The organism is Nonlabens ulvanivorans, assembly GCF_000732625.1.
Lineage (GTDB): Bacteria > Bacteroidota > Bacteroidia > Flavobacteriales > Flavobacteriaceae > Nonlabens > Nonlabens ulvanivorans.
The window spans coordinates 518,551-538,213 of sequence record NZ_JPJI01000032.1 but is presented as its reverse complement, the minus strand read 5'-3'; the positions used below and the strand labels follow the sequence as shown (position 1 = coordinate 538,213).

At 36.2% G+C, this 19,663-nt stretch carries 15 protein-coding genes; 11 read left to right on the top strand and 4 right to left on the bottom strand.

The window, feature by feature from the left end; genetic code table 11:
• Position 1 precedes the first annotated feature (1 nt).
• The 6 genes from IL45_RS09530 to IL45_RS09505 are packed head-to-tail and all read left to right on the top strand — an operon-like array spanning position 2 to position 6,072.
• A complete protein-coding gene (locus IL45_RS09530) occupies positions 2 to 1,090 on the top strand; it encodes a glycosyltransferase family 4 protein (RefSeq protein WP_036583219.1) in 1,089 nt (362 codons plus the stop codon).
• A 43-nt stretch (positions 1,091 to 1,133) separates the two neighbouring features.
• A complete protein-coding gene (locus IL45_RS09525; protein WP_036583217.1) occupies positions 1,134 to 1,679 on the top strand; it encodes a putative colanic acid biosynthesis acetyltransferase in 546 nt (181 codons plus the stop codon).
• Positions 1,676 to 2,899, top strand: coding sequence for a WcaI family glycosyltransferase (locus tag IL45_RS09520; RefSeq protein WP_036583215.1), 1,224 nt, complete (start codon positions 1,676 to 1,678; stop codon positions 2,897 to 2,899). The genes IL45_RS09525 and IL45_RS09520 overlap by 4 nt, the downstream gene beginning before the upstream one ends.
• A 58-nt stretch (positions 2,900 to 2,957) precedes the next feature.
• The gene (locus IL45_RS09515; RefSeq protein ID WP_036583212.1) at positions 2,958 to 3,947 is read left to right on the top strand and encodes a UDP-glucuronic acid decarboxylase family protein; all 990 of its coding nucleotides are present in this window, start codon (positions 2,958 to 2,960) and stop codon (positions 3,945 to 3,947) included.
• A complete protein-coding gene (locus tag IL45_RS09510) occupies positions 3,910 to 5,298 on the top strand; it encodes an undecaprenyl-phosphate glucose phosphotransferase (RefSeq protein WP_235183337.1) in 1,389 nt (462 codons plus the stop codon). The genes IL45_RS09515 and IL45_RS09510 overlap by 38 nt, the downstream gene beginning before the upstream one ends.
• Complete coding sequence (locus IL45_RS09505) at positions 5,299 to 6,072, top strand: glycosyltransferase family 2 protein (protein ID WP_036583209.1); 774 nt, start codon at positions 5,299 to 5,301, stop codon at positions 6,070 to 6,072.
• A 35-nt stretch (positions 6,073 to 6,107) separates the two neighbouring features.
• On the opposite strand, the gene IL45_RS09500 is transcribed toward IL45_RS09505, so the two are convergent.
• A complete protein-coding gene (locus IL45_RS09500; protein ID WP_036583208.1) occupies positions 6,108 to 7,409 on the bottom strand; it encodes a phenylacetate--CoA ligase family protein in 1,302 nt (433 codons plus the stop codon).
• Positions 7,410 to 7,472: 63 nt separating this feature from the next.
• Between IL45_RS09500 and purD the strand changes: the two genes are divergently transcribed.
• Entirely contained in the window at positions 7,473 to 8,744 is a 1,272-nt protein-coding gene (gene purD / locus IL45_RS09495) for a phosphoribosylamine--glycine ligase (RefSeq protein ID WP_036583206.1), read from the top strand.
• Positions 8,745 to 8,754: 10 nt separating this feature from the next.
• Here purD and IL45_RS09490 read toward each other — a convergent pair whose 3' ends face one another.
• Entirely contained in the window at positions 8,755 to 8,997 is a 243-nt protein-coding gene (locus tag IL45_RS09490) for a DUF6341 family protein (protein ID WP_036583203.1), read from the bottom strand.
• Between the two features lie 46 nt (positions 8,998 to 9,043).
• Between IL45_RS09490 and IL45_RS09485 the strand changes: the two genes are divergently transcribed.
• From IL45_RS09485 to IL45_RS09475, 3 genes are read left to right on the top strand one after another with little or no spacing between them, the layout of a single operon-like run.
• Complete coding sequence (locus IL45_RS09485; RefSeq protein WP_036583200.1) at positions 9,044 to 9,955, top strand: DUF6427 family protein; 912 nt, start codon at positions 9,044 to 9,046, stop codon at positions 9,953 to 9,955.
• 56 nt (positions 9,956 to 10,011) lie between these two features.
• Positions 10,012 to 10,620, top strand: a complete 609-nt coding sequence (locus IL45_RS09480) for a DUF4254 domain-containing protein (protein ID WP_036583198.1) — start codon at positions 10,012 to 10,014, stop codon at positions 10,618 to 10,620.
• Position 10,621: 1 nt separating this feature from the next.
• Positions 10,622 to 11,647, top strand: a complete 1,026-nt coding sequence (locus IL45_RS09475) for a glycosyltransferase family 9 protein (protein ID WP_036583196.1) — start codon at positions 10,622 to 10,624, stop codon at positions 11,645 to 11,647.
• A 12-nt stretch (positions 11,648 to 11,659) separates the two neighbouring features.
• Here IL45_RS09475 and IL45_RS09470 read toward each other — a convergent pair whose 3' ends face one another.
• Both IL45_RS09470 and IL45_RS09465 read right to left on the bottom strand, forming a co-directional pair.
• Positions 11,660 to 11,962, bottom strand: a complete 303-nt coding sequence (locus IL45_RS09470) for an antibiotic biosynthesis monooxygenase family protein (RefSeq protein ID WP_036583193.1) — start codon at positions 11,960 to 11,962, stop codon at positions 11,660 to 11,662.
• A gap of 31 nt (positions 11,963 to 11,993) precedes the next feature.
• Positions 11,994 to 17,510 carry an alpha-2-macroglobulin family protein gene (locus tag IL45_RS09465; RefSeq protein WP_036583190.1) on the bottom strand — a complete coding sequence of 1,839 codons (5,517 nt, stop codon included), beginning with the start codon at positions 17,508 to 17,510 and terminating at the stop codon, positions 11,994 to 11,996.
• Between the two features lie 365 nt (positions 17,511 to 17,875).
• On the opposite strand from IL45_RS09465, the gene IL45_RS09460 reads away from it, so the two are divergent.
• On the top strand, positions 17,876 to 19,663 hold the full coding sequence (locus tag IL45_RS09460; protein WP_152550766.1) for a hypothetical protein: 1,788 nt from the start codon (positions 17,876 to 17,878) through the stop codon (positions 19,661 to 19,663).

The window sequence follows — 19,663 nt, the reverse complement described above, 5'->3', positions numbered from 1 at the left end:
TATGTTAATTCATAAAAATAAAGTCTTGATCATAGGACCTTTTCCCGATCCTATAACCGGTTTAAGTATTTCAAATGCTGCATTATTGCGAGGACTTTGTGCACACGGTCATCAAGTAGATTTTATCAACACAGAGCACTCTACTAATGTTTCTTCAGAGCTTGGGGAATTTAGTTTTAGCAAACTTAACTTCTTATTTTTCTATTTTAAGATCTATAAAATCCTTAAGAACGATATCATTTATATGACACCAGGACAGACCTTTTTTGGTGTTATGAAGTATTTGCCTTTTGTTTTAACAGCAAAGCTTTTTAAAAGAAAATCATTATTCCATTTACATGGGAATAGTGTTAAAGACGTTTATGCGAGCCTTAAAGGGTTAAAGCGCAAACTCTATTCAAGAACAATCAAGTGTTTTGATGAATCGATAGTTCTTTCACCATCGCTGAAAGTCAATATGCGACCTTTTTTCAATGATTCTGATATTCATGTTGAGCATAACTTTATTCAAGAAGATATCGCAATATCCCTTAGTGAATTAGAAAGTAAGAAGGACTATAAAGAGATTAAATTAATCTTTATAAGCAATCTACTACCTGAAAAAGGAATTAATAATTTGATAGATGCTTTATTAAAATTACAATCACTAGACATTAATCTTAAAATTAAAATAGCAGGTAACATTCCGTTTAATAACACAAACATTAGTGACAAAATTGCTCAATTGAAAAGCGGTGAATACTTAGGTGTTGTAAGTGGAGAAAAGAAAAGAGATTTACTTTTATGGGGAAACGTTTTCTGCCTTCCCACACAACTAGAAGAAGGACAACCTATCTCTATACTAGAAGCAATGACTTACGGGCATTTTATTCTTGCGACCAGAACACCTGGGATAAGCGATATTATACATGACAAAAACGGTGCATTGCTAGAAAACTATGATGTTGCTTCTATTATGAAACAATTACAGCTATTAACACTTAATCAGGTCGAGCAAAAAGGTATATTCAATAGTAGATTTGCCAATAATAGATTTACAGAAGCTTCCTATGTAGAAAGATTATCTAATCTACTGTCAACAAACGCTTAGATTAGTTAAAATAATTACCTTGCAATCTTAACACTACAGCTTTTTGAAAAACTACCAGCAACTAGACCAGTTTGAATTACCGCCCAACTTCCGTGGTCGTGGTGCGGTAACGGTGCAATTATGGTGGTTAGTACAAAGCACACTTTTTGCTTGGTCACCTCAATTTATGTACGGCTGGCGCAGATTTTTGCTACGTTCTTTCGGAGCTCAAATCGGTAAAAAAGTGATTGTTAGACCTACGGTTAGAACACAATTCCCATGGAAAGTTTTTATAGGTGATTACAGCTGGATAGGTGATGATGTGGTGCTTTATAGTCTTGGCGAAATAAAAATAGGGAACCACGTAGTGATATCTCAAAAATCATACATCTGTACAGGAACACACGATCCACAAGCGGTATATTTTGATATCTATGGCCATAAAATTACTATAGAAGATCAATGCTGGATTGCAACAGACGTTTATGTTGCACCAGGAATAACTATAGGCCGCGGCACATTAGTAGGCGCACGCAGCAGCGTTTTTAAAAACCTTCCAGCAGGTAAAATATGTCTAGGAAGTCCAGCACAAGTGATAAAAGATAGATGAGTTTAAAAGGAAAACACATCACATTCATAGGGCTCAACTATGCGCCAGAAGATACAGCCATAGGCCTGTATTCTACTCAAATGGTAGAAGCACTCACAAGTGCTGGCGCCAACGTAAATGTCGTTACAGCCTTTCCTTATTATCCACAGTGGAAAATAGCGCAAGCCTATCAAGACCAGCCCAGTTATCTTCAAGAAGAATATAAAGGTGCAAAACTCTACCGTTATAAGCAGTATGTGCCAGAAACGCCTACTTTTTTAAAACGCATCATTCATATTCTAAGCTTTACAAAAGGAAGTTTCTTCAATTTGAGAAAGATTAAAGAAGCAGATCTAGTCATTTCTATTATTCCGTTTACAGCCAGTGCATGGCTTGCAGGATATCATGCAAAAATTCACAAAGCCAAAAGCTGGATTCACATTCAGGATTTTGAATTTGATGCCGCATTACAATCGGGATTATCTAGTGGTGGAAAAAAGTTGATTTTCAAGTATCTTTTTGGTCTTGAAAAACGCATTTTAAATAAGGCAAACACTGTTAGTACCATAAGTCATAATATGATTGCAAAACTGGAATCCAAAACCAGCCAGCCACATTATTACTTACCTAACTGGATTGATGAAAATCAAGTAAATCCAGAGACAGCAAAGCAGCATTCTTACTTACGCAGTGATAAATTTAAATTGCTTTATAGTGGTAATGTAGGAGATAAGCAAGATTGGGATTTTTTATCCGCTTTCGCGAAAGCGTTACCACAACAACATTATGACATTATCATCGTAGGTGCTGGAGCAAAATACCAGCAGTTAAAGGATACTACAAACCAAGAAAATATTCACTTTTACGATCCAGTTCCTTTTGAAGAACTCTCAGATTTACTGTGTAGTGCTGATGCGCATTTTTTGTTTCAAAAAACCGAAGTGCTCGATACTGTAATGCCGTCTAAACTGTTAGGCATGATGGCTAGCAAGAAGCCTTCTCTAGTTCTAGGAAATGCAAAGTCTGAAGTAAAACAGGTGATGGAACTTGCAAACGCAGGTTGCTATCTCACTACTGCAAATGTTGAAACTGCTGTCAATCAATTAGAAAATTGGCGATTAAATCAAGATGAGACCTTGCAAATAGGTAAGGACGCCAGACGCTATGTAACCCAACACTTTGCACGCAAACCTATATTAGACAATTGGGTAGATCAACTCACAGAATTACTGGACAGCTAGTATACGGTGCTACCAGCCATTTTCCCTATATTTACAGCTCTAACCACAATTTTACTCGATGAAGAAAAGAGTTCTTATTACTGGCGCAGCTGGCTTTTTAGGTTCGCATTTATGTGATCGCTTTATAAAAGAAGGTTATCGCGTGGTAGCAATGGATAACCTGATTACAGGAGATCTTAAAAATATAGAACATCTTTTTCCATTAGAACAATTTGAGTTTTATCATACTGACGTGAGTAATTATGTGCACGTTGCTGGTGAGTTAGATTATATTTTACATTTTGCCAGTCCAGCTAGCCCAATAGATTATTTAAAAATTCCAATACAGACTTTAAAAGTAGGATCCTTAGGAACTCACAATTTATTAGGTCTTGCTAAAGCTAAAAATGCACGTATACTTATCGCCTCTACCAGCGAGATTTATGGAGACCCATTAGTCCATCCTCAAAGTGAAGATTACTATGGAAACGTAAACACCATAGGACCTCGTGGTGTATATGATGAGGCAAAACGTTTTCAAGAATCCATAACCATGGCATACCATCGTTTTCACGGTTTAGAAACACGCATCGTACGTATTTTTAACACCTATGGACCTAGAATGCGATTGAATGATGGTCGCGTTATTCCTGCATTTATGGGACAGGCCTTGCGTGGAGAAGATATCACCGTTTTTGGAGATGGAAAACAAACGCGTTCTTTTTGTTATGTAGACGATCAAGTAGAAGGAATTTATAGATTACTCTTGAGTGATTACAGTGATCCAGTAAATATTGGTAATCCGCACGAGATTACGATAGGCGATTTTGCAAAAGAAATAATTGAACTTACTGGTACTAATCAGAAAGTGGTTTATAAAGAATTACCTCAGGATGATCCTTTAAAAAGAAAGCCAGATATTTCACTAGCTAAAGAATTACTTAACTGGGAACCTAGAGTCCATAGGGAAGAAGGAATGCGCATTACATTTGAATATTTTAAAACACTTTCTAAAGAAGAATTAGAAAAACGTGAGCACAAAGACTTTACAAAACATATCAGACGATAGTATATCCTATCGAGATGGCCGTTATTCGGGACTGATTAGACCTTTTCTGTATTTAACAGATTTGTGCCTGATCATTGCTGGTGCGGGATATTTTTTTGATAGTAGTTTTGACTTACTCACTTTTGGGATTTTCATAGGTATATGCTGGGTGATAGTATCTATGCAATTTGATTTTTATCAAATACATCGCAATACTAAATTCATCACGTTGATGTTGCGTATCGCAAAACAATCGGTGTTTTTTGCTTTTATCGTTTTCGCATTTTTTGGCTACTATTATCAGTTGGATAGAGATTCTGTTTTTATATTTAAATATATAGGCGCTACAATGGCTGCTATCGCTACCATTAAGGTGAGTATCTTTTTCTTGTTTAGAAACTATCGTAAGGTATTAGGCGGTAACCTAAGACATATTGCGATTTTAGGGGCAAATAAAGACACAGAACAGCTCAAGAACTTCTTTGCAAAGCGTCCTGATTATGGATACCGACTCAAAAATCTGTTTGATACAAACGACTCTTTTAATATTCAAGAGTTTACAGATTGGGTAATTGAAAATAACGTAGATGAGATATTTTGTTCTGTACCAGCATTAACTAATGAGCAATTAGTTGAACTAACAGATTTTGCAGACAACAATCTGCGTACTCTGAAATTTCTACCAGACACAACTGCGGTGCTTTCTAAACAGTTACACTATGAGTATTATGGTAAAACACCCATATTATCTTTAAGGCAAATTCCACTGGATGATCCAGTAAATAAACTAGCAAAAAGATCATTTGATATTGCCTTTTCATTGTTGGTAATAGTTGGAGTTTTATCCTGGTTAATACCTATAGTGGCCATCATTATTAAGTTAGAATCTAAAGGAGCTGTGTTTTTTAAACAAAAACGTAATGGACTAGACTATAAAGAATTTACCTGTTATAAATTCCGCAGTATGGTACCCAATAAGACTGCAGATTTACACCAAGTCACACGTGGAGATCATCGCATAACTAAAATAGGGAAGTTCCTGCGCAAGACCAGTATAGATGAGCTGCCACAATTTTTCAATGTATTTCTAGGCGATATGAGTGTTGTAGGACCACGACCGCACATGGTCAGTCACACACATATGTATGCAGAACGCATCGATAAATTTATGGTCCGTCATTTTGTAAAACCAGGCATTACAGGACTTGCACAAGTAAGCGGTTATCGTGGCGAGGTAGAGACAGAAGAAGATATTATAGGTCGTGTGCGCAATGATATTTTCTATATAGAAAACTGGAGTACAGTGATGGACTTAAAGATTATTTTTAAAACTGTGGCAAACGTATTTATGGGTGAAGAAAAAGCCTATTAGATGGAACTTGTATCTGTCATTATGCCTACGTATAACAGTGCTTTAACTCTTAAAGAAGCGCTGGACAGCATCATTCATCAATCATACAGACCTATAGAAATTATCACAATTGATGACGCAAGTAATGATAATAGTCTCGCTATTGCAAAATCATATGCACAACAACAAAGCACTAAAGATGTACAGTTCGTTACTCTAAGTAATGACGTGAACGCTGGTGCAGGAATAAGCAGGAACAAAGGAGTTGAAAAAGCATCAGGTACCTACATCGCTTTTCTAGATGCAGATGATATATGGAAATCAGAAAAGCTTACGACTCAACTCGACGCCATGAAATCTCAAAACGCTACCGTATGTTATGGAGCTTATGAGATTTTTAAAACCAGTCCAGATCAGCCTATCTCAGTTCATAAAATATTTGAAAAACTTACTTATGATAAATTGCATAAAACCAATTATCTAGGCAATCTTACAGGCATTTATAACGCTGCTGTATTAGGTAAAATAGGCATTCCATCATTGCGCAAAAGGCAAGATTGGGCCATGTGGCTAGACGTTCTTAAAAAAGCAGAATTTGCTATAGGAATTCAAGAGCCTATTGCTAGTTATCGACTAAGCGATGGACTGTCTGCAAATAAAATAGAGTTGATTAAGCATAACTATACAGTTTATAGAAAACACCTCGGTTACTCAGCGATGAAGAGCTATTGGAATATGATGTTGTTTTTTTATGAGCAGTTTGTGGTGAAAAAGGCAATGATAAAGAAGCTGTAAAAAAGGAATATATAAATTTGCTAACTACCCAATGCTTACCGGTCTACCTCGCTCATAAATTGTTTCAATTTCCCACGATTACTACGATCTAAGGAATCTAATCGTGTAAAAGCGACGGCTAAATCAGGTTCAAGATATTCATCCATAGCTTTCTGGACTTTAGCTTTTTGAAAATCATCCATTTCCTGCGAACTCACATATTGAATTTCAAAAGACGCTTCTGTTTTTTGAATGACTATAAATTCTAGTATGTTGACATCTTCATTGATAATCGATTTTGTGACATAATAAAAGGTCAATCCAGGCACTACTTTACCACTAGGTAATCTTGCGATATCACTGGTACGACCTTGTAGATTTTCTAGAATTCTAGTACCATTTTCTAGTGTTTTTAAACTACCTAAATCGCCTATTTCATAGCGTATCATAGGATGTGCTAGGTTATATAAATCGGTAACGAGTATACGACCTATAGTTCCATCTGTAACTGGTTGATTAGCCTCATCTACTATTTCTATAAATAGATTTTGCTGGTTCAGAACAAATTCTCCTCGTAGATTTTCCATAGCAATTAATCCTACCTCGCTAGCTCCATATTCATTCACAATGGGAACACCTATCCATTTTTCGAGAAGTTTGCGATCATCTGCAAACAGCATTTCACTGGTTACGATACATATTTTTAGACTTGGACAGTAGGTTTTGAGAGTTGTGCCTTTTTCACGACAGTATTTTGCTAGTAGTACGATACTACTGGTATAACCGTTGAGGTATTCGTATTTGCTTTCGCGAAAGCGTGATACATACTTCTCTAGTATCGCATTATTTAAATTAAAAATTGGAAACCTTTTGCGATTGCTCACGTAATCTTTAAGGAGTTCTACATATTTACCTTTTCCACTCAATGGAATCCCATAAAAACGAGCCTGTAAAGACGTGTTGAGGTCAATGTCATGTTCATTATAGGCATGGTGAAATGCTGCCCAAGTAATCGCGTGTGCAAATTTATCTTTTGCATAAGTAAAAGGATGACCGCTAGAACCACTGGTTTTTCCTTTAAAAACGTTTTTTGAGCTGTAGTCGTTACTTAATCGTTCATGAAGTGGTTGCTGTAAATCTCTTTTAGTAAGTACTGGCAGCTTTGCCCAGTCAGTAGACTTGTTGTTTAATAGGTTTATATAGAAGTTGTTATGCTTTAAATGATGTTGAACAATTGCCTTCTTATGTTGTTCTATAGATTCATCAGTGTTATTTAATAATTGTTTAAAATGAGATTTGGCTTCCTGAATAGGGAAACCTTGCCATCTTAATATGTTGTCAAAAAGTTGTAGTGGCATTTTAAATTTTAAAGCAATATTGAGCAAGGTAAAACTTATTTTTGCATTCTTAAACACAACCTAATGAACGTCCTTATTCTAGGAAGCGGTGGCCGCGAGCACGCTTTTGCATATTCAATTTCAAAAAGCTCTTTACTTTCTCAACTTTTTGTTGCTCCAGGAAATGCTGGTACGGCTCAAATAGCGACTAATGTAGCGTTAGGCGTGACTGACTTTCAGGCGATTAAAGAATTTGTTCTTGAGAATAATGTGCAAATGGTAGTAGTTGGACCAGAAGCACCACTGGTAGAAGGAATCTATGATTACTTTCAAGAAGACGCTGCTCTTAAAGATGTTAACGTTATAGGACCATCTAAACAAGCTGCCATGCTTGAAGGTTCTAAAGAGTTTGCAAAAGAATTTATGGAACGCAATGAAGTTCCTACGGCAGCCTATAAAAGTTTTACAGCCACATCACTTAAAGAAGGAATGGCGTTTATTGATTCATTAAAGCCACCATTTGTTCTAAAAGCAGATGGACTCGCTGGTGGAAAAGGTGTGCTTATAATTTCTGATGCTCAAGAGGCAAAGGAGTCTCTTGAAGAAATGTTGGTAGGTGGAAAATTTGGTGCAGCATCTAATAAAGTTGTGATTGAAGAATTTCTAGACGGAATCGAAATGAGCGTTTTTGTTCTTACAGATGGCGACTCTTATAAAATCTTGCCCACTGCAAAGGATTATAAACGTATAGGTGAAGGCGACACAGGTTTAAACACTGGTGGAATGGGTGCGGTTTCTCCAGTACCATTTGCAGATGATGTGCTGATGCAAAAAATTGAGCAAAAAGTTGTCATTCCAACTGTAGAAGGATTTAAAAAGGAAAACTTAGTCTACAAGGGATTTGTTTTTATAGGTCTAATGATTGTAGATCAAGAACCGCTTGTTATAGAATATAACGTACGTATGGGTGATCCAGAAACTGAATCTGTTCTTCCACGTATATCTAGTGATTTATTAAGTCACTTAAATGCCTTTGCCACGACTAGCTTAGATCAAGAAAATTTAGTGATCGATGAGCGCAGTGCAACAACAGTAATGTGTGTTGCAGGTGGCTATCCTGAAGCTTATGATAAAGGAATGGAGATTACAGGACTAGATGAGGTAGTAGACAGTATTGTTTTTCACGCAGGTACGACTGTAAAAGATGGTAAAATAGTTACTAATGGTGGACGTGTTATGACAGTAACTTCTTATGGTACAGATTTCAATGAGGCACTAAAAAAATCCTACCAGAATGTAGATAAACTACACTTTGATAGGATGTATTATAGAACCGATATAGGATTTGACCTATAGTGGTTAATAGTTATTTCTGATTTTTTCCTAAGAAAGAATGAGCAGTTTGTGTGTGGTCTTCCTCACCATTTGCTTCAAAAATACGTAGTTGCTTAATCCAGTAACCTAAAGCTACTATTAAAATTGCAATACAAATCCATGAAACGGTATTTGCTAACCACCAGTTTTCTAACTCTAATTCAGCTAGAGCTGAAAATGGAGCTAATAATATCTCTTCAAAAAAGTATGCGATTCCTTCAAAAAATTCTTTCATTACTGTAAATTGCTTTATACTGATGCAAAAATAGTCAAAAAACCATATGCTTTCTACTTTTTTTAGTACTTCTAGACCTGTTCACTATTTGATGGTGTTCATTATAGTAGTCTTGACGGTATTAATTACAATATTATGGGATCCACAAAGACAATGGTGGGAACTTATTGCTATACTAATTTTGTCGGGAAGCCTTGCTCTAGTTGAATTTATTGTGTCTAAAAACGATTTAACACCTTCATCCAGTTATGTGTTGTGGTGTGCTACAATTTTATCACTTACTTATCTTGCATTTAAAGTACCGCTGCATATTATGGTTGCATTGTTCTTTGTTTTGCTAGCAATTCGTCGTTTATTGAGTCTTAAAACAGGACATTCAATTATAAAAAAGATTTTTGACGCTACCTTTTGGATAGCTATAGCGACCGTCTTTTATCATTGGAGCGCCTTATTATATCTCTTGGTTTTTGTTTCTATATTTCTTTATGTGCGCAATGACTTCAGGCACTGGGCGACACCATTTATTGCATTGGGTTGTGTGTGGGTTTTATTATTTACCTATGATTATGTGTGGGAAAACCACGTCATTTCTTCGTTATGGGACTCATATAAAACTTCATATTTATGGGAGTATACAGTATTTCAAAGTCAAGAAATCATCTTGTTTTTTCTGATTATCTTTTCTGTGTTTGGACTATTTATTTACCTGACAAAGCTCATTGATATACAGCAAAGTGTGCGACCACGATTTACTATTATGACATTTATGGGTTTATGTGGTATTGCTTTATTTTTAATCGATTTTGAATCATTCTGTAATGGTGGATATTTATTTCTCATATTACCACTAAGTGTATTTATCGCAAGAGCAGTGCACGCAATAACTCATAAAATATTTAAAGAAATTCTTCTTTGGATTCCTGTTTTACTGCTGTTGGGCAGTTTTTTACTGTATTAAATCAAACTCTAAAATTGACTAAAGAGACTTATATTTGTATCTTAAAATAACAAATTATGTTCTCAGATAAAGCCAATGCTATTTTTCAGAAAGTCATCGATGTTTACCACGTTGTAAATACAGTTGATCAACCTTTTGAAAATGCATATGATCGTAATACAGATCTTATAGAGCACTTATTATATCGCAAGTGTTGGATTGATACGGTACAATGGCATTATGAAGATATCATCCGTGATCCTAACATTGATCCAGTTGCAGCACTAACTTTAAAACGTCAGATAGATGCTAGTAATCAAGATCGTACAGATATGGTCGAGTATGTAGATAGTTATTTTTTAGATAAATATGCAGATGTTACCGTTAAGGATAACGCCACTATTAATACAGAAAGTCCTGCATGGGCAATTGATAGATTATCTATCCTAGCCTTAAAGATTTATCACATGAATGAAGAGGCAACACGTACAGATGCTTCTCAATCACATATTGATGCCTGTCAGAAAAAATTAGACATTTTATTAGAACAACGTATTGATCTTTCTACTGCTCTAGATCAATTGTTAGAAGACATCGCGCATGGTCGTAAATACATGAAAGTGTATAAGCAAATGAAGATGTATAATGATGATGAGCTTAATCCAGTATTGAGAGCACGTAAATAATATGGCCTTACCGCAACGCATTATCGTTATCAGGCTCAGTGCCATGGGTGACGTGGCTATGTGTGTGCCTGTTTTACTTGCTTTACAAAGAGATTATCCCAGTGTTGAGGTGATCACGCTTTCGCGAAAGCGATTTAAACCCATCTTATCACAAATACCTAACGTTACGTTTATAGAAGCTCAAGTAGACGATATACACAAAGGAATTCCCGGTTTGTGGAAACTAGCGAAAGAATTGAAAGAACTTCAACCACAAGCTATTGCAGATTTTCATAATGTGTTGCGCACTAAAATGTTGCGTACATTTATGATGGGAATACCTAACGCTGTTATTAATAAAGGTCGCGCAGAAAAAAAGCAATTAATTGATAACTCATCATTTTTTAAACCTCTTAAACATAGTACAGAACGATATGCAGATGTATTGCGAGATCTAGGTTTTGAAATTCATTTAAAACAAGACGAGTTTCTTCCAAAAAGATCCATTTCTGCTCAAATACTTGAAAAAGTAGGCAAAAATTCTTCTAAATGGATAGGTTTTGCACCATTTGCTGCACATCGTACTAAGGCTGTAGGTCTAGAAAAAGCTACTGAAATTGCTCAAAAGGTTGCTGCAATGTCTAACGTCAATTTATTATTATTTGGTGGTGGCAAAAAAGAAACTAGTGATCTAGCTCAAATGGCAAGCAGCGCAGATAATATTATCTCAATAGCAGGTAATTTAGAGTTTGAAGAAGAGCTCAGTCTTATTTCAAATCTCGATGCTATGATTGCTATGGATAGTGGTAATGGTCACCTAGCAGCGATGTATGGTGTTCCTGTTATTACCCTATGGGGAAACACACATCCATATGCTGGTTTTGCACCTTTTGCCCAGCCTATACAACGTCAACTTACTGTTAATAGAATAACTTATCCATTAGTTCCTACTTCTATTTTTGGTAATCAATTAGTGGACGGCTATGAAGATATTACTGATTCTATAGAGACTACTCGCATTCTAGAAGAGTTGAAGAAGTTGTTGTAGGTAACAGCAATTTTATTCCTTCCCAAAACTATACTCACGTTCCACTTTACAAATGCGCACGTGATACCATTCATACCAATCAGATTTACCTAAGCGTTGCGCCATTTGATGATCCACTTGCTGTTTCCATTGGGCTATGGCTTCTAGGGAATCCCAGTAAGAAACAGTAATGCCTATTTCTTCACGAGCAGATTCGTGATGTTTATATCCAGGTTGTTGATGTGCAAGTTTTTCCATTAGTCGAGCCATAGAATCGTACTCAGGAATATTTTCTTTTTTAACTGAGGTAAATATAACGGCGTAGTATGGAGGCATTTTTAAACTCTTTAAAACAAATAAATTTTACTTACCTCTTAATTTCAACCCATTGTCCTTTATTGCGCACAATATACTCGTTATCATACATCGCTTCACACTGTATACCTGGCAGGTAATAATTACCTAGATAACTTGCGTTGATAACCGTTTCAAAGGTGATGGACTTATTAGCTTGTAAGCTGAAGTAATAATTTACTCGATCATCTCTTATATCGGTATATTCAGCTTTGTTGCTTGTGTTGTCGCCGTATTCTGTAAAACGAGTATTGACTATTTCCCAACCACTAGGTAAGATCTGACTTAAAGCGATATCATTTACATATAGACCTGTCGTATTTGTGATGATCACTTTTGCCGTGATTTCTGTTCCCTGTATGATATTACTCATATCAATCGCTTTACCGTTTCCATCAGTATAACTCACAATAGCAGATAACTTACTTTTCACTGCCTTTTCTTCACCTACTGGTAATTTTCCTGTGGTTGCCGTAGTGATGAAAATACTGTTTTCACCATTGTTAGTTACAGATATAGAGGTCTCTTGTGTATCTATTTCTAAATCACGACTGGCTAAACTTTTACCACTTGAAACAGATGTAGAATTCGCTTTAAAACTATAACTAACGTCAATGCCTTTTCCTCCTATAAAATCTGCATATTTTGAAATAGCGAGTAGGGAATAGGCCGTCTCTTGTGTACTGTAATACTTTTGAGAATCAAGTCCTTTTGCGAGGTCTTCTACAAGATTTCTTGCCTTGCTATTTTCTTTTAATAGAATCATGGTTTCTAGAGCCATAGCACGATTGCGCTGTGGTGATCCATAGGTTCTATAATCATATCTAGAAGGTTTAAAATCTATGTTTGAATTAGAGACCAACTCATTTGCCGCTTTTTGTTGACCTACCAGTGCATAAGCCGCGGCTAGTCTTAATTTACTTTCATTAGACAGATTTCTGGTTTCTCTTAATCTATTCATAGAAGATAAATCTGGCGCTCCGGCTAGTGCTAGTGTATAGAGTCGATATGCTTGATGCATGTCATTCCACTCTGTATAACGCCATTCTTTTGAAGCTCTTTTTTGATAGGCTATCCAGTTTGACTTGAAGGATATAGGTATGGTGTATCCCATTTTCTCTGCTTCAATTAAAAAGTGGCCAGCATAACTTGTTCCCCAATCGTTTGCACTACCATATCCAGGCCAGTAAGAGAATCCACCACCAGAACGTTGGTAACGACCTAATTTTCTAATTGCGGCTTTAATATTCTTACTCGTTGCTGCTTGTTTAGTACTGGTCAAATCCACAACTTTACTCAAGTGTAATTGCGGGAAGGCAGCACTGGTAGTTTGCTCCACACATCCATGTGGATAACGGATCAAGTAACTCAATCTACGACCTAAATCCATAGATGGTAAACTAGAAAAACTGACTTGGGCACTGTTAGTTCCACCAGTTCCAAATGGCGTTATAGGAACGCTAACTGTTGCGCCAGCGGCAACCTCTGCCTTTTCTGATATGGTTGTATATGGATTAGGATTTACAATATCAATTTCAGTACTGTAAGCTGCTTTTTCTCCGTTACCGCTGGCTCTAAGTTCAAGTTTTGCAATACCAGCTTGTGATTTTACTTTGACATCAAAATATGCGATTTGGTCACCTGTTTCTGTAAAGCTTAGCTTTTGAGAATTCCCATTTAAAAATTCAAAGTATGGTGAGTTCTCCATGGTTACACTTACATTCTTCACTTTTTTATCCATTGCAAAGATGGTTACAGGCAACTTTACTGTTTCCCCAGGAGATAGTTTTCGCGGAAGCGAAGCCAACATCATTAATGGTTTTTTAACCGCAGTAGTTTTCTCTGCATTTCCATAAGATTCTGTAAGATCATTACCGGCTACAACCATGGTGCGCACAGAACCTACATAACGTGGAATATCGATAGTATGCGATTTACTGCTGCCAGCTTCTAACTGGAATGGCCCTAAGTGAATGACCATAGGTGTGAAGCGATTTGCTTTTTTCCCTTTGGCATCTTGTGCAGTTCCATCACCACCTATTTCAAAGGCAGCATCGATACGGCCGCCATAAGCGCCGACTACATCATCAAAAATATCCCATGTTTTTACTCCTAAAGCCTCGCGAGCAAAAAAGGTGTCCCAAGCATTAGGCGTTTTGAAATTTGTTAAATCTAATAGTCCTTCATCAACTACGGCAATGGTATAGGTCATGGCTTTACCGTTTTTCTCACTCACTTTTATGGTCGTCTGACTTTCTGGAGCGAGCTCATCTGGCATATGGATCACTGGATATAAATGTGAAGCTTTATTTTCTACTAGAAGCGGTATCACACCATACATTCTTAAAGGAAGATCGTTTGCGGTTTGTTCATGTGGCTGTAAATAAGTGATGTGCACAAATACATTAGGTACGTAAAGGTTGTTGAGAGGTATATTTACTACAGTTTCATCTTTTGTGGTGTTTACCCATTGTGCATCGAGCACTTCTGTTCCATTTTCTATGGTGACTAGTGCACGACCATCGCTAGTACTAGGGAAAGTGATTTTTGCATTTTCACCTACTACGTATTTTTCTTTATCTGCATTAAAAATAAGCATGGAAGCGGTTTCTGGGTCTGTCTTACGACTTTTTCCAGCCCATCCTGGCCAGTCTACATAAACTAATTTACCTGTCGCATGTCCACTGGTCGGATCGTATACACGCACTAAATATCGTCCCCATTCTGGATATTCTAGATTGAATTTAAAGTCGCCTTTACCATTACTACCAGTAGATACAGTGGTTTGCATAATAAGTTCTTTATATTCTCTAGATTCATAACGTGATAAACTGTTTGAAGAGCTTTGCCACCACCAGCGCCAGTTTACCTTATAAACTTTTACTTCTAGGTTTTTAGTTGCTTTAGGTTTTCCGTTTTCATCAACAGTTACTACATCAAATTTATGATCGCGATCTGTTACTAGCATTCCACGACGTTTATCTCCTGGTGGTACATCTAGACCAACATAAGTGTCATAAGGTGAATATATTTTGGTAGTTACGTTTGTACTGAAATCTCCACCGTTTTCATAAACCTTAGTCAAGAAGCTTGCTTTCAACATTCCAGGAGCTTCTGTAGACATGCCTGGTTTGAAAGTAAAACTAGCCTGTCCTTGCTGGTTAACGCTGCTATTTAATACTTCAACTTCTTCGGTATCATAATAGCGTGACGGATCGTCAAAGATGTAGCTGTTATAATCCTCAAATTTTGTAGTAGTAGGATATAACTTTGCAGTAATATCTGCTTTAAGTCCTTTTGCAGTTGCGCCATGTAACCACATGGTTTCTAGAGTTCCAGTACTTGCTTTTCCAGATTTTAAAATCTCATCTTCAAAATCGAGTTTTACCTTAAGTCGATTCGGTTTAATGGTTTCTATTTTAAGTGTTTTATTAAAAGTAGAACCACCTACTTCTATGCGTGCATTCCAGTTTCCTGTAGGCGCTTCATCATCTGTTTTTAGATCAAATCGGTAAAAATTATTCAATCCATTTTTTAAAACCTCTCGATGGGTGATTTTACCATTTGGATTGCGCAATTCTAGTTTGATAGGATGACCGTTGGGTAATTTATTATCGGCATCATTTAATACAAATGTTAGATAAATGTGATCGCCAGGTCGCCATACGCCACGTTCACCATAGACGTATCCTTTAAGACCATTGCTTAAGTTTTTTCCAGCTGTGTCAAATTTACTTACTGGTAATGCGTTACCATCATCTAACCTGACGTATCCAAATTGATTATTATAACTCACTTGTGCAAAAAATGCTTTCTCATCTCTTAAATCGATATGTAGTAGTCCTTGCGCATTAGTACGTCCTTCATAAATTTCTTGTTGTTGAAAATTAAATAACTCAACACGGGCGCCGCCCAATGGTTTAGTCGTCAAGATATTATTGATAGCAACTAGATAGGTATTATTCTCACCACGTTTAACCGTTATTCCTAGATCGCTAGCAAGCACATTAGTACTAACGCTTTTATTGCGATAAAAAGAATTTGAACAAGGATTATCACGCTCGCTCCAGTCATAATCATAATAATAGTCATCATAGTAATAGTTTTGATAACTATCCCAGTTAGAAGACTCAAAAGAAACGTCAAAATCGATCTCTTCTTCATCTTCTGTTTCTTCTAGTGTACTGTCATCACAATTGTAGGCACTATAGGCTTTTTTATATTTAAACTCTACACGATATAGTGCACCAGGATCTGGAGCAATGATCTTGCTTAAATCTATTGAAAAGACATTCCATTTAGTAACATCTTTACCACTACCGGCTAGATCGATCACGTCGCGTGCAACCGGTCTACCTACATTGCGCAAATTACCTTTATTGCTTAAGTTATTGCTTTGTAAATATTGCAGTACATTATTAGTATAAACTTTATAAACCCAAACATCTACCGCTTTAAGATTCACGGCTTTAAAATTGATTTTTAAGTTTTGAGAAGAAGGTAAAATAGTTCCGTTGCGCACTAATTCCACAGCAGGTTCTACCTGTTCAAAAGCAATGTAACTAGAGAAAGGAAATTTAAGGTTATACCCATCGACACTTTTTATGCCTGTAAAGACCTCAACTTTTTTACTTCCGGTAACGGTTTTATTAGGATATAACTTAACCTCATTGCCGTCAACTTCAAATTTATATTTATCAACACCTTCAATTTGTATCAACCCATCTAGATTTTGTCCAGTCTGTAAAGGATCAGAAAAATTGACCAGTATATATTGCGAATCGTTGTTAAACAGTTCTATATCTGTAACAGAAAAAGAATTCTTACCAGGTATGCGCACCACATTATCACCTTTGCTATCGACACCTATCGATTTACCATTCCAGCTTACTTCTATCTCTTCATCTTCAACAGGTCGTTTTATACTATCTATTTTAAATTCAAAATACTTTCCTAATTCATTATTATCAAGAATTTTAATAGGCAACTCTTTGCCGTTTAATGTCGCTTTTAATAAAAGATCAGCATTAGTTAAAGTCATCACGTCACTACTGATGATACTACCAGAGATGAATTGGTAATTACTATCATAAGAACTTACCGGTTCTGTACGTACTATAAAATCTTGTTTAATGGTTTTAAGCTCAAAATCAAATGTTTTAAAATCTGCTGGGACGTCTTTTACTTTTCCCAGTTTAAAACTCACTTTATATTTAGTGTCTTGTTCCAGTGGTTCATCGGGTACAAAAGCGATGGTCTGATGATCTAAGGACTTTACTATTCCATTAGCTCTAGGCGAAAGCGTCATGATATCATTCTCTAGCTCCATATCAACCTTCCAGCTTTCTACAGGCTCATTAAGTCGTATGATGATAGGTTCTCGAGCAGATATCACGTTATCAGAAACCTGTGCCACATATTCTCTAAACTTGAAGAAGGTGTTGACGTTTTCTTCTGTATTGATTTGCTGGTCGTCTTTACAGGCAAAAAGAAGCATGACAGTACAAAGAGCGAGGATTAACTTTTTCATAGAAATAGGTAGTAGGTGTGGTTAGTACTAGAATTCCTATAAAATTATAGAAACTAGTTGAGCAATAAGAGAATAACGAGAAAAATTTAAAAGTATTTTTATAGAAGTAGTTGAGCGATACGACTTAAGACTAGCGGTTGTTTTATTACTTAGTCATCATTTCCCACTATAGAACCGCTTTACCACGTGGATTTAAAATATAATTGAAGAGCAACTGTATAATTTTTAAAACAGGTATTTATGCCTATTGATAGAAAAATCTTACCTTAGTATTTTTAAAGATAATTTACAATTTTAAAATATGTTTAAACGCTCAAACGCTCAAACGCTCAAACGCTCAAACGCTTAAATGGACGAATTCTCTATTGGCGATAGCACTTATGGCAATGCTTTCTATTACTAGTTGTGAAAAGGATGATACTCCACTAGAAACTATACAAGAGCAACCACAATTTAAAATTGAAAAACTAACAGGTTCTCAATTAACTAACAATCATTCTTTAAACAAGGCTTTAAGTGGCGCAAAAGAATCATTGGGCATCAATACTTTTCAAAAATCAGTTTATGATTCTATCAATGGTTTTTACATTGAAGACACTGATGTTAATTATTTATCCAGTGGAACTTATGAGAGTTATACTTTTAAAATCACTGACCCAAGCGATACAACCCATTTAAAAAACATGGTGTTTTCAAAACAAATGGACTCTACCTATCAAGCATTTATAGTTGCATATGATTTGAATTACATAACCCTAGACGATATAAGGCAAGGAAGCATTCCTGTAGATGCTACTCCGTATGTCAGATATACACCTGTAACATCCAGTTTTCAACATAAAAATGGTGTAGTAATGATAGGTGAAGGAGATTGTGTAAGTTTTGCTGAGGTTTCACCTGCTAGAAACTGTACAGTTGGTGATCATGCTCCAGGTGAAGCTTGCGATTTAGATGAAGGAGATTGGAGAAGAGCGCAAGAAGCAACCTTAGTATTCTATATGGAACCTTGTGGTGGTGGAGATTTATTACCATCTAACGGAGATGTAAATCCTGGAGGTGATTTTCCAAATGATCCTGGTCCACCTACTGGCGGACAAACAAATCCCGGTGGTTCTGGACAATTACCACTTATTAACAACAATACTAACGAGCCAGATGAACCTTGTAACGATCAACTTACCTTAAGTAATGGTGATTGTGCTGGTGTGATTACTTCTCCTGTTATAGATTTAAAACCGGCGCCAACATCGGTAGCTGACGAGACACAAGAGTTTTTTGATCGTTTAGAACAAACAGATGAAGAACTCTGGAGATTTATTAATGACTCAGATCAAGATGATTTGAGAAATGACACTGATAATTTTTTAGTAGATGAAAACCATAGTGATGAGGCTAAGAACTTTGCAGAAGAGGCTATAAAGGCTAAAGAAGAAGATGAAGATAATGAGGTGGATTTTGAAAATAAATCTATTTATGACGTCTCAGTTCCAGATTGTTTAAAAGATATAATAGATAAGTTCAAGCCAACAAATAATTTCTATATGGATATGAATGGAGTTGCACCATCGTTACAACAACAATTAAATATTGCAACTCAAACCCTTTCATTATTTGATAATACTGGAAATTACGGCATCACATTTGCTGTTTCTAACATCCCAGTGAATGCTCAAACAAACCCAACAATTATAAACAGTAATGGTACGGATGTATTGAAGATTAAAATTGAATTTAGTGCTGAATATATTAGTCGAGCTACGGATTTGGCTTTGGCGAGATCTGTAGTACATGAATTAGTTCATGCCTACCTATATTACATAAATCAAACAAATCCTAACTCAGTTTTAGGTCAAAAGTTAGATGAAATCATTGATGATTTAACATCGATATCAACACAACATCAAATAATGTCAGATCAATTTGCTGGAGCAATTGCAACAGCGATAGAAGCTTGGGACAACTCAAATCATCAGCATGAGGAATACGATTATTTAAGTTGGTCTGGTGACATGACGGCATCTACAGATTTTTTACTCCTTAATCAAAATTTTATCGAAAACGTATTTGAAAGGGCTTACGCAGAAGAAGGTGTTTTATCGTTAAATCCGACTATTCAAAATATATTACCAATCGGAGACAGAAATTGTAATTAA